Here is a 13,337-nt window from a genome sequence, read left to right as displayed (position 1 = left end):
CGTTCGTGGCGCCTTGCGCGGATCGTCTTACTTGTTGCAGGTGTTCGCGGCCGGCACGTTCTTGGACACGGCGGCCATGTCGCGGATATCGACCACGCCGTCGCCGTTGACATCGGCGCGTGGGTCAAAGCCCGGCTGGCCGGCGCGCTTGCCCAGGGAGGCGCGCACGATGGACAGATCGGCGCAGCTGATGCTGCCATCGCCGTTGACGTCGCCGTAGAGCTTGATGCTGAAGTCGGCATTCGAGACGTCAAAGAAGATGTTGTCGACCGCTTCCACCTTGATGCGGGCCTTGTCGGCGGCCAGCACCGGCAGGGTCACAGAGGCGCTGCCGTTGTTGGGTACGCTGGCGGCCAGGACGTGGGGGAAGGTGTTGCCGCCATCGGTGGACAGGCTGAGCTTCACCTGGCTGGTGTTGACCGGTGCCGTATTGGTGTTGGCGACATTCCAGGTCACGGTGTAGGCCGTGCCGCTGTTCAGCACCAGGGCGCTGTTGGGCCAGGTCACCAGGAAGGGGCCGGCGTTCGGGGCCAGCACCAGCTGCGTGTTGGCGCTGTTGACACCGCCGCGGCCATCACGTGCCGTCAGGCGGAAGTTCAACGAGGCCGGGCTGGCGTTGGTGCCTGCAAAGCCGACGTAGGCTGCGGTCGGCAGGTACTCCGAGTAGCAGTCGATCTGTTCGGCCGTGGCGGTGCCGGACACCGTCGGGCAAGCGCCGGTCTCGGCATTGGTGTTGTTGGCCAGGATCTGCGCCAGGTCCGGGAGCACGCGGGTCGGGTTGTTCGACACGATGTTCTCGCCGGGCGAGTTGTACTTGACCGTGTCGGCTTCGCTGACCACGGCGCGCAGGCCGAATTGTCGGAACAGCGGACCGTTGGTCTTGCCATTGGTCAGCAGGCCGGTGCCGGTGGCGGCGCCGCGGTCGTTTTGCTCCCACATATAGGTCAGGGTGTCGCCTTCGGCATCGATGGCGCTGCCGGTCAGGGCGAAGGGCGTGCGTACCGGGATGGTGTAGCCGGTGGGGGCGGTCACGGTCGGTGCGGTGTTGCCGGTGGCGCTGAAGGTGCTGCCGCGGCGGGTGGTCGAGCCGCCAGCGGCGATTTCGCCGATATAACCCTCGACACCGGCGGACGCATTGACCAGTTGCACCTTGTCAAGGTTGGTGCCGGCAAGGGTGCCGCTGAAGGTCAGGGTGAAGGCGGTGTCGGTCAGGGCGCTGACGGTGACGGTGCCGCCCGCGGTCCAGCTGGGCAGAGCTTCCAGCGCGGCCTTGATGCCGGCCGTGGTGAAGTTGGTGCCACGCACGATCGGTGCCGAGTCACTGCCGGCGTAGCTCAGCTGGAACTGCTGGCCGTTGGTGTTGAAGCCCTTGAGCACGCCCATCTGCACTTCGTTGATCAAGGTTTCTGCGCCTGTTGTGTAGGCCATGATTTCATCGAAGCTGCGCTGCGACCAGTAAGCGTCGCTGTGCGGCTGCAGATCGTCGGTGCTGCAGATGCCGGCATAGGCCATGATGGACGAACCGGAGCCCGGCTCCACCGAGGTGCCTGGGTTGCGGTTGCCGCCGGTGCAGCTGCCGCTCACGCCGTTGAAGGTGTGATTGCCGGCGAACTGGTGGCCCATTTCGTGAGCCACATAGTCCACGGCGAACAGGTCGCCCACGGGCGTGGGCAGACCCGTGCAACCCTGGGCCTTGGCGCTGCCGCCGACCACGCCGAGGCTGGCGATGCCACCACCACCGGCGCCGACGCCGATGTGGCCGATGTCAAAGTTGCTGGCGCCCACGAGCAGACCGATGACCTGCCGGGTGCGAGTCAAGGTGGCCGAGCTGCAGCTGACGCTGGCAGTAGGGAAGCAGGCCGTGCCGCCGCAGGGGCCGTTGGCTCCGGAGAACTGCGCTGCGGTGTTCAGGTTCAGCGCATCGTTGTTGGCGACCAGCACCAGACGGATCGCTGTCTCGTCTTCGTAAACTTGCGTGACGCGGTTGATCAGCGTGACCTTGGCCGCCGTCACATTGGCCGCGCCGTGGAAGTTGGCATAACCGGGGTCGGACAGCAAGGCCAGGCGGTAGGTGCGCAGCTGGGTGCCCGAGGCGGCCGTGGGGCTTTGCGAATCATCCACCACGTGGTAGGCGGCGGTGGCGGTGGTGTTTCCGTCGCTGGCGCTGACTTCGTAGGCGCCGAGGTTGCGCGAAGGATCGGCTTGCACCGAGGTGCTCACGGTGCCGTCCTGGTCGGCCACCGTGGTCACGGTCTGGCGGGCGCTGCTGTCGGTTTCGGGGTTGCGTACGGTGATGGTCACGGTGGCGCCCGGCACGAAGCCGAAGCCGCGCACTTCCACAGCATCGGCGGCGTGGTAGAAGCCGCGTGTCAGGTCGATGTGGGCTTCATTCAGCAGCGGTTCGCGCAGCGTGCCATGCTGGTTGGGCAGGTCACGGCCGTGGTAGCTGGCGTAGAGGCTGTCATCGAGGTGGAAGTAGGGGTCGATGTACCAAGCACCCTTGGGTGAGCGCACCGAGGCGTGGAAGCCCTGCGGCGTGATGTCCATGCGCACGCTGGCATTGGGGTCGTCGATGCCCTTGCCGGCATAGGTCTTGATTTCGGGGTGCTTGTCGGCCAGGGCCTGCTCCATCACCGGCGACTCGACCATGGCGAAACGCTGGTAGCCGCCATCGGGATGGGGCAGGGAGATGGTCAACGGGCTCAGTTGGGCAGCGGCCGTACGCTCCAGGGGAGCGTTGGCGGCAAAGGCGCTCAGGCCCAGGCGGTCCAGGGTGGTGGCTCGGTACTTGCGCGGCTGAACGGCGGCGATGGCACCCTTGGCGGAGACACTGGCCTTGGTGGCCTTGGTGTCTTGCCAGAAAGCTCCGGTCGGCTGAGCGGCGGCCGTGGCGTTGAGGGTCGCGGCGTGGGCGGCCGGCAAGGCAATGGTGCCAGCCAGGGCCATGCTCAGCACAAGCAGGCTGCTGGCGTGGCGCTGCAGGTCGCGCACTGCGGTTTTGGAAGTGGCGCGGCCTTGGGCAGACGAATGCTGTTTCATGAAGTGTCCTTTTCCGGGGCAAACTGGCTGGGGTTCTTTGAGGCGCTGCGTCACAGCGGGCGGCCTTGAAAATCAGTAACGCTGGATTTCCGAGGACCAGACATGCGACTGCCTGTGAACAAGTGCACGAAGATAGATGACAAATCTTTACCCTGTATAGAGGGTCAATCCTCATGAGTACCGCCATAGACAAGCCGGGTAAGCCCTGGCGTGCTTGGCTGTTGGCCCTGTCTTGCGGCTTCAGTGCGGGTGGCTCGGCGCAGGCAGGCGAGCCCCGGTCGGCCGGGTCGACCCCCCTCATTCAGGTGGTCACCGTGGAGCGCGATTGTTTTGGTTGTGCGAACAGCAGCCGCCTGAGCCTGCACCGCAATGGCACAGCCTTCCTGACTCTGAGCGGCAAGGCCCGGCATGGCACGCAGGATCAGCGTTCGCGTGCCAGATTGGCACTGCCGGACTTCGAGGCCCTGGCCGCCTTGCTGCAGGCGCAAGGCTTCTTTGCCATGGCCGAGAGCTATGACGACCCCGAGATGCGCGATGGCGCCTGGGTCAATTGGCAGGTCGAGCGCGACGGCGAGGTCAAGCAGGTGTTCCGTCGAGGGGGTTGCGGCCCGGAGGCGCTGGCGGTCCTGGACGCGGCCGTGGCGGACTTGCAAGCCCGGCTGCGCTTCAACCCTGAGCCTTGAAACAGGGGGAGGGTGGCCAAGAGCTGGGGAATCCCCCCGTATCGCCGCATCGTGGCTGATGAAAGACTGCTGATCACGAAATACGTCACGATCTGTGAGCCAGATTCAGGTCCATGCGGGGTTTGCTGAGCCAGGTGCCGCAAGACCACGTGCTTGGATGTATTGCCTTCAGGGCAGAGGAGAAATCGTCATGATGTTGAAGAAGAAAAACATTGCCGCCGCGCTGCTCTTGGGCGCTCTGGCGTCGCAAGCCTGGGCTGACCCTGCGGTGACCCTGGTGGCGCAGCCGGACCCGGCTGTGGTCGGCACGAACCTGAGCCTGGATGTCCTGATTTCGGGCATCAGCGATCTTTACGCCTACCAGTTCAGCCTGAACTTCAATCCGGCCATCCTGCAAGTCACCGGCGTCAGCGAAGGCGCCTTCTTGGGTACGGCGGGCAATACCTTTGCCGACGCCGGCGTGATCGACAACGCCGCGGGTCAGATCAGCTTCCTCAACAACACCTTGATCGGCAATGTCGCCGGCGCCAACGGCAGCGGTGTGCTGGCCCGGATCAACTTCTCCGTCAACAGCGTCGGCAGCAGTGCCTTGTCGTTTGCGGATGCCCTGTTCCTGAATTCGAACCTGGGTGACATCACCGTGCAGCTCAACGGCCGCACCCTGGACACCGTCGCTGCCGTGCCGGAGCCCTCGACCTATCTGATGCTGGCCGCTGGTCTGGCCGGACTGGTGGCTTGGCGCCGTCGTCAGCCCGCCTGAGTTTGGTTCGCTCGCCCAGTCAATGCGCCTTCGGGCGCATTTCTTTTTTGGGGCGCAGGGCGCGCCAAGTGGCAGCAGCCCGGGCAGGCCTTGGCCTAAACTTGCAAGCTTCTCCGCCACAAGCAGCAGGAAACCACCATGAACGCTCGCGACCCCTCCTTGCCCCTGCAGCCCGATCAGGCCAGCGCCCTGGGCGAGTTCGCCTCGCGCGTCTGGGATGAAGAGATCGTCCCGGCGCTGACCCAGTACATCGCCATCCCGGCCAAGAGCCCGATGTTCGACGCCGACTGGGCCGCCAACGGTTACATCGAAAAGGTGCTGCGTGATGCCGCCAGCTGGGTGGAGAGCAAGAAAGTGGCCGGCCTCAAGCTGGAGGTGATCCGCCTGGAAGGCCGCACACCGGTGATCTTCTTCGAGGTGCCCGCCACCAAGACGGACTGCCAGGACACCATCGTCCTTTATGGCCACCTGGACAAGCAGCCCGAGTTCAATGGCTGGCGCAACGACCTCGGCCCCTGGACGCCCAAGTACGAGGATGGCAAGCTCTACGGCCGCGGCGGCGCCGACGATGGCTATGCCGTCTATGCCTCGCTGACCGCCATCATGGCGCTGGACAAGCAGGGCATCCCGCGCCCGCGCTGCGTCGGCATCATCGAGACCTGCGAAGAGTCGGGCTCCTACGACCTGCCGGCTTACCTCGACGTGCTCAAGGAACGCCTGGGCAATGTCTCCCTGGTCGTCTGCCTGGACTCCGGCGCCGGCGACTACAACCAGCTCTGGCTGACCACCTCGCTGCGCGGCATGGTCAGCGGCGTGCTCAAGGTCGAGGTGCTCAGCGAGGGCATCCACTCGGGCGATGCCTCGGGCGTGGTGCCCTCATCGTTCCGCATCCTGCGTCAGGTGCTGGACCGCCTGGAAGACTCCAAGACCGGCCGTCTGCTGCCCGAGAGCTTCCACTGCGACATCCCGACCGACCGCGTCGAACAGGCCCAGGCCACGGCCGCCATCCTCAAGGACGAGGTTTACAAGCGCATGCCCTGGGCTTGCGGTGCCGATGGCGGCCCAGTGCTGCCAATGACGGCCGAGCCGGTCGAGGTGCTGCTCAACCGCACCTGGCGCCCGACCCTGTCGGTGACCGGTGTCGACGGCTTCCCCGAAATGAAGAGCGCCGGCAATGTGCTGCGTCCCTACACCGCCTTCAAGCTCTCTTTGCGCCTGCCGCCGCTGATCGACGGCAATGAGGCGGCGCTACGCCTCAAGGCGCTGCTGGAAGACAACGCGCCTTACAACGCCAAGGTCACCTTCGTGCCCGATGGCCGCGCCGGCGCTTATGGCGCCACCGGCTGGAACACGCCTGACCTCACGCCTTGGCTCAGCCGCGCCCTCAACGAGGCCAGCGAAAGCCACTTCGGCGCGCCGGTCGGCTACATCGGCCAGGGCGGCACCATTCCCCTGATGAGCATGTTGCAGAAAGGCTTTCCGGCTGCCCAGATGGTGGTCTGCGGCGTGCTCGGCCCCAAGAGCAATGCCCATGGCCCGAACGAATTCCTGCATGTGCCCTATGGCAAGCGCCTGACGGCCGCGGTGGCGCAGGTGATGGCGGCGCATCCGTGAGTGGAGAGTGAATCGTGATGGGTGATTGGTGAATCGTGAGCTGGCGGTGTTGACACCATCACGACTCACGACTCACGACTCACGACTCACGACTCACGATTCACGATTCACCGCAACGTAAACCCCGTATCCACCATCCCCCCCTGCAGGTCCTGCAACAGATGGGTCAGCGGTGACAGCTGCACATAGCGGGTGCTGACCTTGATGGCATAAGCGAACAGGCGCGGCAGGTCCTCGGCATAGCGCGGCTTGCCGTCGCGGTGCTTGAGGCGGCAGAACAAGCCCAGGATCTTCAGGTGGCGCTGCAGACCACTCCACTCGACCTGGCGCCAGAACTCGCCGAAATCCTCATCCACCGGCAGGCCGGCCTTGCGCGCTTGCTCCCAATAGCGAACCGCCCAGTCCAGCTCCTGCTCTTCGTCCCAGGAAATGAAGGCGTCGCGCAGCAGCGAAGCCAGGTCGTAGGCGATGGGACCGCGCACCGCGTCCTGGAAGTCCAGGATGCCGACCGGGCCCTCGGGGCAGACCATGAGATTGCGCACCATGAAATCTCGGTGCATGGCGACTTGTGGCTGCTCGACCATATTGCGCACCAGCACCTGGCAGCTGTGCTCCCACCACTTTTGCTGGGTCTCGTCCCAGCTCTTGCCGAACTCGCGCTGCACGCACCAGTCGACGAAGATCTGCAGCTCTCGGCGCACAAAGGCCTCGTCATAGATCGGCAACTGGCTGGCATCGATCTGGCTCTGCCACTGAAGCAGGGCTTGCAGGGCCGCACGCATCAGCGGCTCCGCTTTTTTGGGGTCATTTTGCTGTGCTGCCAGCAGCGCCTGGAGGTACGGCTCATTTCCCAGGTCGGCCAGGAGCAGGAAGCCCTGCTCGGCATCGGCCGCGAACACTTGCGGCACATGCAGGCCGCAGCCGGCCATCAAAGCACCCACTTTCAGGAAGGGGCGCACATCGTTCGATTCGGGCGGTGCGTCCATGACGATATAGCTGCGGCCGTTGCCATCGGCAACGCGCAGATAGCGGCGCGAACTGGCATCGGCATTGGCTTCGCGCAGGGTTTCGGCGAGCAGGCCGAAGCTCGGCTGCAGGCTTTGCAGCCAGGTCTGAAAGGCGTGTTGACGCTGCGGATTCGGCCAGGCGATGGAGGTCATGGAGTGCAGCGTCAAGCGCTTCTTGGGTGTGGGGGATCGGAGCGGGCCGGGGCTCTAGGACAGGGTTTGCCGGCTCGTGGCCGCGCGGAGCGGGCGAGAGTCGCGCCCGCGCTTGGCGCAGCCTCATGGATAATGGATTTTACAAACCGCGAGCCCTGGCTCGGTGCCGAGCTTGCAAGCCGCCGCGCCGCGCCGGCCGCAGCACTCAATCCTGCCTCACCTAACGACGCCTGCCGACGCTGTGCCGCGCCCCTTGACCCTGACACCTTCCCTCCTGGCGCTTGTCCGCTGCTGGCCCTGCTGTGTGTGGCTCTGTGTTGCTACGTCGGCTCATGCGCAGACTCTGTCGACCGGAACGCCAGCAGTTGCGCCGTCCGCCGCGGCAGCCTCGGCCGCGGCGCCGGCTGCGCTTGTGGGCACGCGCTTGCGACCGACCATGGTGCTGAGCAAGCGAGTCACGGGCAGCGAGCTGAGCGCCGAGGAGTCGAACAAGCCGGCCCTGGTGCTGAGCGCTCGCAGCGTAGTGACGCGCATCGACCAGGAGTCGCTGGCGGAAGGTGATGCCGAATTGCGCTATGGCGAACTGCTGTTGCGCGCCCAGCGCCTGAGCTACCAGCAGGTCGATGACTTGGCCCGCGCCACCGGCGGGGTCGAGATCAGCCGAGCCGGCAGTGTCTTCCGCGGCCCGGAGCTGAGCCTCTATGTCAACCGATTCGAAGGCGAGTTCCTCAATCCCAGCTATTTCTTTTCGCAAACCGGCGGCAGCGGCAAGGCCACGCGTCTGCGCTTCATCGACGCCAAGCGCATGCTGGCCGAGGGCGGCACCTACAGCAGTTGTCCGGTCGACGAGAACCAGCCGCAGCCCGCCTGGGAGATCAGCGCGCAAAGCCTGAGCATGGATTTCGACGCCAATGAGGGCGTGGCCAAGGGCGCGGTTCTGCGTTTCTATGGCGTTCCCATCCTGCCGGCGCCCAATCTGAGCTTTCCCCTCGCGGGGCAGCGCAAGTCGGGCTGGTTGCCGCCCAATATCCGGCTGGACAAACGCAGCGGCGTCGAGTTCGGCCTGCCTTATTACTGGAATCTGGCGCCCCAGCGCGATGCCACGCTGACGCCCTTCCTGATGACGCGCCGCGGCCCTGGCCTGGACAGCGAGTTTCGCTATCTGGAGCCCCAGCATGCCGGCGAGCTGAATCTGGCCTTGCTGCCCTCGGATCGTGTCGCACGGCGCACGCGTTGGGCCCTGAATGTTCTGCAGGACGGCGAACTGGGCATGGACTGGCGCTACCACGTGCGCGCCGAGCGGGTGTCGGACGACGACTACTGGAAGGACCTGCCCGAGCGGGTCAAGAGCCAGGCGCAACGCCTCTTGATGGCCGATCTGCAGCTGAATCGCCGGCGCGAATGGGCCTGGGGCGAGGGCCACGCCTATGCGCGCCTGCAGCGCTGGCAGACCCTGCAGGGCCAGGATGCGCTGGCCCGATTTGACTCGCCTTATCAGCGCTCTCCGCAGATCGGCCTGCGCTTGAATACCTCGGCCGACGATTCGGTCTTGGACGGCTTCCGGCCCTGGGGCCGCAAGGCCCGCCTGGAGGGGGCGATCGAGCTGGAGTACAACCGTTTCAATCTGCCCGACTCGGCGCCGGCCAGTCAGGTCCGGGCCGGTGGGCAGCGCACCCATATGCTGGCCCATCTGAGCGCCCCCTTGGGCGGGGCGGCCTGGTGGTTGATTCCGCGCTTCGAGGTCAATGTCGCCCATTACGTGCTCGACCAGGCCGGCACGGACGGCCTGCGCTCCAAAGGGCGGACGGTGCCGACCTTCAGCCTCGACCATGGCTGGATCTTCGAGCGCGACACCCGCTTGTTCGGCCGCGCCCTGACCCAGACCCTGGAGCCCCGCTTGCTCTACGTCAACACGCCCTATCGCGCGCAGGAGAACCTGCCACGCTTCGATTCGGCGGCCAAGGATTTCAATTTCGACTCGATCTACACGGCCAACCAGTTTTCGGGCATCGACCGCGTGTCGGATGCCCACCAGCTGACCGCCGGCGCCACCAGCCGCTGGGTCAACGCCAATGATGGCGACGAAGTGCTGCGCTTGGGTCTGGTGCAGCGATTCCAGTTCCGCGATCAGCGCATCACTGCAGACAACGTGCCGGTCAAGCAGCGTTTCTCTGACCTGCTCCTGCTGGGCGCCGCGCATCTAGACACCCGTTGGTGGCTGGACGGCGCTCTGCAGTTCAACTCCGACAGCGGCCGCTCCGAGCGCGCCGTGCTGCGCGCCCGCTACTCGCCGGGCACTTTCCAGACCGTCAGCGTGGCCTACCGCCTGGCGCGCCAGCAGAGCGAGCAGGTGGAGCTGGCCTGGCAATGGCCGCTGTTCGGCAAGAGCGCGCGAGGCGGCGGTGGCTGTTCCGGTGCCTGGTACAGCGCCGGCCGGGTGCAGTACAGCCTGCGCGACCGGCGCCTGACCGACTCGGTGCTGGGCTTTGAATATGACGCCGGCTGTTGGGTTTTGCGGGTCGGCGCCGAGCGTTTGTCCACCGGACGCGCCGAAACGAACACGCGCTTGATGCTGCAAATGGAGTTGGTGGGTTTGTCCCAGCTGGGCTCCAATGCGCTCAAGGTCTTGAGGGACAATATCCCTGGTTACCGACAGCTGAGCTCCGAGCGCTCAGCAAGCCTTGAAGCCCCTTATGACTGATATGTCGATTCGTACCCTCTCTCTTGCGCTGGCCCTGCTGTCGACGAGCGGTTTTGCCGTGGCGCAGACGCGTGCTGCGGACCTCAAGCCCGGTGACTACATTGCCGTGGTGGTGAACCAGGATGTGGTGGCGGCCAGCGAGGTCATCCAGCGCAAGGCACGTCTGCGCGAAGAGGCGCGCCAGCGAGGGGACCGTATGCCCGACCTGGAGGCGCTGCACAAGCAGGCGCTTGAGGCCATGATCGAAGACCGTGTGCTGGTCACCTTCGCCCGTGAAACCGGCGCCAAGGTCGACGAGGCCGAACTGGACCGGGTGGTGGCCAATGTGGCGGCGCAGAACAAGCTGACCATGCCCCAGCTGCTGGAGCGGCTGAAGACCGACGGCCTCGACTTCCGCACCTTCCGCGAAGGCCTGCGCGACCAGATGATGACCGAGCGCGCCCGCGAGCGCGAGGTGCCAGCGCGCATCCGCATCACCGATGGCGACATCGACAACTATTTGGACAAGCGCCGTGAGCAACTGACCAATTCGGGCCAGCTCAATCTGGCCCAGATTTTGGTGTCGGTGCCAGAAGGCGCCTCGGAGGCCATCGTGGCCGAGCGCCTGGCGCGCGCCGAAGCTGCCGCTGCCCGCATCAAGGCCGGCGAGGATTTCGCCAAGGTGGCCAAGGAAGTGTCTGAGGACGGCAACAAGCAGCTCGGTGGTGAGATCGGCCTGCGTCCGGCCGACCGCCTGCCCGATGTCTTCGTGCAGCAGGTCAAGGGTTTGAAGACGGGCCAGGTGGCCGACAGTCTGCTGCGCAGTGGCGCCGGCTTCCATCTGCTCAAGGTCGTGGAGCGCCAGGGCGCTGAGTCGCTGAGCTCGATTGTCCAGACCCGTGTGCGCCATGTGCTGCTGCGCCCCTCGGCCCAGCTGACCCCCGAGGTGGCCGCGCGCCGCTTGGCGGAGTTCAAGCGCGCCATCGAGTCGGGCCGGGCCACCTTTGAACAGGTCGCGAAGGACAACTCGGAAGACGGCAGCGCCGCCGAAGGCGGTGATCTCGGTTGGATGGCGCCCGGCGTGCTGGTGCCCGAGTTTGAGCAGGCCATGAATGCCTTGCCGCTGGGTGGCTTGTCCGAGCCGGTGCAGTCCCGTTTCGGCCTGCATCTGATCCAGGTTCAGGAGCGCCGCACGGTCGAGATCGAGCCCAAGCAGTTGCGCGAGCAGGCCAAGGCGGCTTTGCGTGAGAGCAAGTACGAAGAGGCTTACCAGGAGTGGATCAAGGAATTGCGGGCACGCGCCTACGTTGAAGTCCGCGAGTGGCTGGACTGAGTCGCGAACACAATGGCTCAACACATCGCCCGCAAGCGCTTCGGTCAACATTTCCTGACCGATGTCCACATCATCGAGTCCATTTGTGATGCGATAGCCCCTCAATCCGGCGAAGCCTTGGTCGAGATCGGCCCCGGTTTGGGCGCCATGACACTGCCCTTGCTCAACCGCATCCCGGCCTTCAGCGTGATCGAGCTGGACCGTGATCTGGCCGCACGCCTGCGCCAGCGTCCCGGCCTCGAGGTGATCGAGTCCGATGTGCTCAAGGTCGACTTTGCCGCTCTGGCTGCGGCCAAGGGCCAGAAGCTGCGTGTCGTCGGGAATCTGCCCTACAACATCTCCACGCCCATCCTCTTTCATCTGCTGGGCGCGGTGGACCATGTGGTCGACCAGCACTTCATGTTGCAGAAAGAGGTCGTGGACCGCATGGCGGCTTCTCCCTGCTGCAAGGACTATGGCCGCCTGACCGTGATGCTGCAGTGGCGCTATGCGATCGAATCGGTGTTCGATGTGCCGCCCGAGGCTTTCGACCCGCCGCCGCGCGTGATGTCGGCGATCGTGCGCATGCAACCCTATGCGCAGCCGCCGCAGCTGGACAAGGTCTTGTTCAGCGAGATGGTCGCGGCTGCTTTCTCGCAGCGGCGCAAGCTGTTGCGTCACAGCCTGGGTGTCTGGCTAACGGCGCGCGGTTTCTCCGGTCAGTTCGACCTGCAGCGCCGGGCTGAGGAAGTGCCCGTGGCCGAGTATGTGGCTCTGGCCCAGCAGCTGAGCACACAGGCCGCCTGAGGCACCGCATGGCGTGGTGTCCTTCAAGCGGACATGCAAAAGGGGCCTCACGGCCCCTTTTTTGATCTTGCTGGCTGGTTTTCGTTACCGGCTCAGGCGGCGCTCAGCCACATGGCGGTATCGAAGGCGCTGCTCATCATCGGCATATTCGTTCCGAAGTTGGCATTGGCTGCCGCCTTGGAATTCTTTGCTGCTGGCTTCGCTGCAACGCTGGTGGTCTCTTCAGCAGCCCGCTCCCATGACCCGTTTTCTTGGGAGCGGGCTACTGAAAAGAATAGAAGCACCTGAACTGGACTTTTCGGTCGCCCCAGTAGTCAGCGGCTTCTCGGAAGACATCGAGCAGTTGCTCGCGCGCTTCGCGGTCAAACTTGCTGTTGTCGGGCAGCTGTTCCAGTACCACGACAAAGCCGGGCTGAGCGCCAGACTTGTGAACCAGATCGGTCATGCAGTCATGCAGGGCGTCCAGGTTCTTGCCGAAGTGGGCGGGGAACAGGAAGGCCTGGGCGATGGCTTCCAGCACATCCTGCTTGGACTGTGCCTCGCTCAGATTGGCGTACAGAAAATGCTGGCCAGCATCCTGTGCGGCGTGCATCAAGTCCTCTACGCGGTAGGCCCTTATGGCCTGCACGATATTGGGACGGACGGTCTGCAAAAGCATGGTCGCGATCCTCCTATATAGTCACAGAACTTTTTATCGCCGCCGACTCGCTGCAGGGCTTCAAGGCTGGACGCGCTTGAAACTGCTGTAGTGGTCGTCGGTGTAGTAGCAAACATCAGGGCGAGTCGGGGGCAAACCGCCACAGACCAAACGCCTGGCGCCGCGATTGCGGGCTCCGGGCGTGCGGACGGTGTACTCGTGGTAGTAGCCTCGGGCCTGGCGCGGCAAGATGCGCTCACGATTGCCAAACACGGTGCCGTCTTTTCGGTAGGGGAAAGGGCCCCCGGCGAGGATCAGACGATGCGTGGTTTGGGCTTCGCGCGGCAAGGCCGTCAAGGCCACAGAATCCAGTGACGGATTCGGCGAGGTTACCGATTCTTTGGCCTGCACTTGCGCGCCGATCGACGCAGCAGCGAGCAAAATCGCTGCAAAGCCTGACTTGCGCCAAGTGGGCCACCGAGGCGGCCAAGAGAGCAAAGACACGGGTTTACCCTGTTCCTGAAAGCATGATGGTACCGAAACCGCTCGAAAACCTCAAGCGGCCACCCCTCGGATCAGTGCGTGGTATTGATTTGTGAGTGTGCGCACACAGTCTCAAAATTCCACGCAATTACGCTGTTTCAT

At 64.8% G+C, this 13,337-nt stretch carries 11 protein-coding genes; 7 read left to right on the top strand and 4 right to left on the bottom strand.

Annotated features, from left to right (window positions below):
• Window positions 1–27 precede the first annotated feature (27 nt).
• A complete protein-coding gene (locus tag LNV28_RS03960; protein WP_263516392.1) occupies window positions 28–3,039 on the bottom strand; it encodes a reprolysin-like metallopeptidase in 3,012 nt (1,003 codons plus the stop codon).
• A gap of 173 nt (window positions 3,040–3,212) precedes the next feature.
• Between LNV28_RS03960 and LNV28_RS03955 the strand changes: the two genes are divergently transcribed.
• From LNV28_RS03955 to LNV28_RS03945, 3 genes are all read left to right on the top strand, one after another.
• Window positions 3,213–3,722, top strand: a complete 510-nt coding sequence (locus tag LNV28_RS03955) for a hypothetical protein (RefSeq protein WP_263516393.1) — start codon at window positions 3,213–3,215, stop codon at window positions 3,720–3,722.
• Between the two features lie 190 nt (window positions 3,723–3,912).
• Window positions 3,913–4,482: a cohesin domain-containing protein gene (locus LNV28_RS03950; RefSeq protein WP_263516394.1), complete on the top strand. Its 570-nt coding sequence runs from the start codon at window positions 3,913–3,915 to the stop codon at window positions 4,480–4,482.
• A 138-nt stretch (window positions 4,483–4,620) separates the two neighbouring features.
• Complete coding sequence (locus tag LNV28_RS03945) at window positions 4,621–6,096, top strand: M20 family metallopeptidase (protein ID WP_263516395.1); 1,476 nt, start codon at window positions 4,621–4,623, stop codon at window positions 6,094–6,096.
• Window positions 6,097–6,203: 107 nt separating this feature from the next.
• Here LNV28_RS03945 and LNV28_RS03940 read toward each other — a convergent pair whose 3' ends face one another.
• Complete coding sequence (locus LNV28_RS03940) at window positions 6,204–7,265, bottom strand: aminoglycoside phosphotransferase family protein (protein WP_411969921.1); 1,062 nt, start codon at window positions 7,263–7,265, stop codon at window positions 6,204–6,206.
• 427 nt (window positions 7,266–7,692) lie between these two features.
• Between LNV28_RS03940 and LNV28_RS03935 the strand changes: the two genes are divergently transcribed.
• From LNV28_RS03935 to LNV28_RS03920, 4 genes are read left to right on the top strand one after another with little or no spacing between them, the layout of a single operon-like run.
• A complete protein-coding gene (locus LNV28_RS03935) occupies window positions 7,693–9,957 on the top strand; it encodes an LPS-assembly protein LptD (RefSeq protein WP_263516397.1) in 2,265 nt (754 codons plus the stop codon).
• A 1-nt stretch (window position 9,958) separates the two neighbouring features.
• Window positions 9,959–11,269, top strand: a complete 1,311-nt coding sequence (locus LNV28_RS03930; protein WP_263516398.1) for a peptidylprolyl isomerase — start codon at window positions 9,959–9,961, stop codon at window positions 11,267–11,269.
• A gap of 12 nt (window positions 11,270–11,281) precedes the next feature.
• Window positions 11,282–12,055, top strand: coding sequence for a 16S rRNA (adenine(1518)-N(6)/adenine(1519)-N(6))-dimethyltransferase RsmA (gene rsmA / locus LNV28_RS03925; RefSeq protein ID WP_263516399.1), 774 nt, complete (start codon window positions 11,282–11,284; stop codon window positions 12,053–12,055).
• A 33-nt stretch (window positions 12,056–12,088) separates the two neighbouring features.
• Window positions 12,089–12,343 carry a hypothetical protein gene (locus tag LNV28_RS03920; protein ID WP_263516400.1) on the top strand — a complete coding sequence of 85 codons (255 nt, stop codon included), beginning with the start codon at window positions 12,089–12,091 and terminating at the stop codon, window positions 12,341–12,343.
• Here the strand turns inward: LNV28_RS03920 and LNV28_RS03915 are convergent.
• Both LNV28_RS03915 and LNV28_RS03910 read right to left on the bottom strand, forming a co-directional pair.
• Window positions 12,318–12,713, bottom strand: a complete 396-nt coding sequence (locus LNV28_RS03915; protein WP_102768452.1) for a barstar family protein — start codon at window positions 12,711–12,713, stop codon at window positions 12,318–12,320. The genes LNV28_RS03920 and LNV28_RS03915 overlap by 26 nt on opposite strands.
• Before the next feature lie 60 nt (window positions 12,714–12,773).
• Complete coding sequence (locus tag LNV28_RS03910) at window positions 12,774–13,103, bottom strand: guanyl-specific ribonuclease (RefSeq protein WP_411969920.1); 330 nt, start codon at window positions 13,101–13,103, stop codon at window positions 12,774–12,776.
• Window positions 13,104–13,337 lie beyond the last annotated feature (234 nt).

The sequence above is a fragment of the Paucibacter sp. DJ2R-2 genome (assembly GCF_025717675.1).
Classification (GTDB): Bacteria; Pseudomonadota; Gammaproteobacteria; order Burkholderiales; family Burkholderiaceae_C; genus Paucibacter_A.
The sequence above is the reverse complement of the archived record's forward strand: the minus strand, read 5'-3'. Positions and strand labels throughout refer to the sequence as shown.

Excerpts from the sequence above, each read along its gene's own strand:
- LNV28_RS03950 (WP_263516394.1), top strand. The coding sequence starts at position 3,913 with ATGATGTTGAAGAAGAAAAACATTGCCGCCGCGCTGCTCTTGGGCGCT.
- LNV28_RS03930 (WP_263516398.1), top strand. The coding sequence starts at position 9,959 with ATGTCGATTCGTACCCTCTCTCTTGCGCTGGCCCTGCTGTCGACGAGC.
- LNV28_RS03915 (WP_102768452.1), bottom strand. The coding sequence starts at position 12,713 with ATGCTTTTGCAGACCGTCCGTCCCAATATCGTGCAGGCCATAAGGGCC.
- LNV28_RS03920 (WP_263516400.1), top strand. The coding sequence starts at position 12,089 with ATGCAAAAGGGGCCTCACGGCCCCTTTTTTGATCTTGCTGGCTGGTTT.
- LNV28_RS03955 (WP_263516393.1), top strand. The coding sequence starts at position 3,213 with ATGAGTACCGCCATAGACAAGCCGGGTAAGCCCTGGCGTGCTTGGCTG.
- LNV28_RS03945 (WP_263516395.1), top strand. The coding sequence starts at position 4,621 with ATGAACGCTCGCGACCCCTCCTTGCCCCTGCAGCCCGATCAGGCCAGC.
- rsmA (WP_263516399.1), top strand. The coding sequence starts at position 11,282 with ATGGCTCAACACATCGCCCGCAAGCGCTTCGGTCAACATTTCCTGACC.
- LNV28_RS03960 (WP_263516392.1), bottom strand. The coding sequence starts at position 3,039 with ATGAAACAGCATTCGTCTGCCCAAGGCCGCGCCACTTCCAAAACCGCA.
- LNV28_RS03935 (WP_263516397.1), top strand. The coding sequence starts at position 7,693 with ATGGTGCTGAGCAAGCGAGTCACGGGCAGCGAGCTGAGCGCCGAGGAG.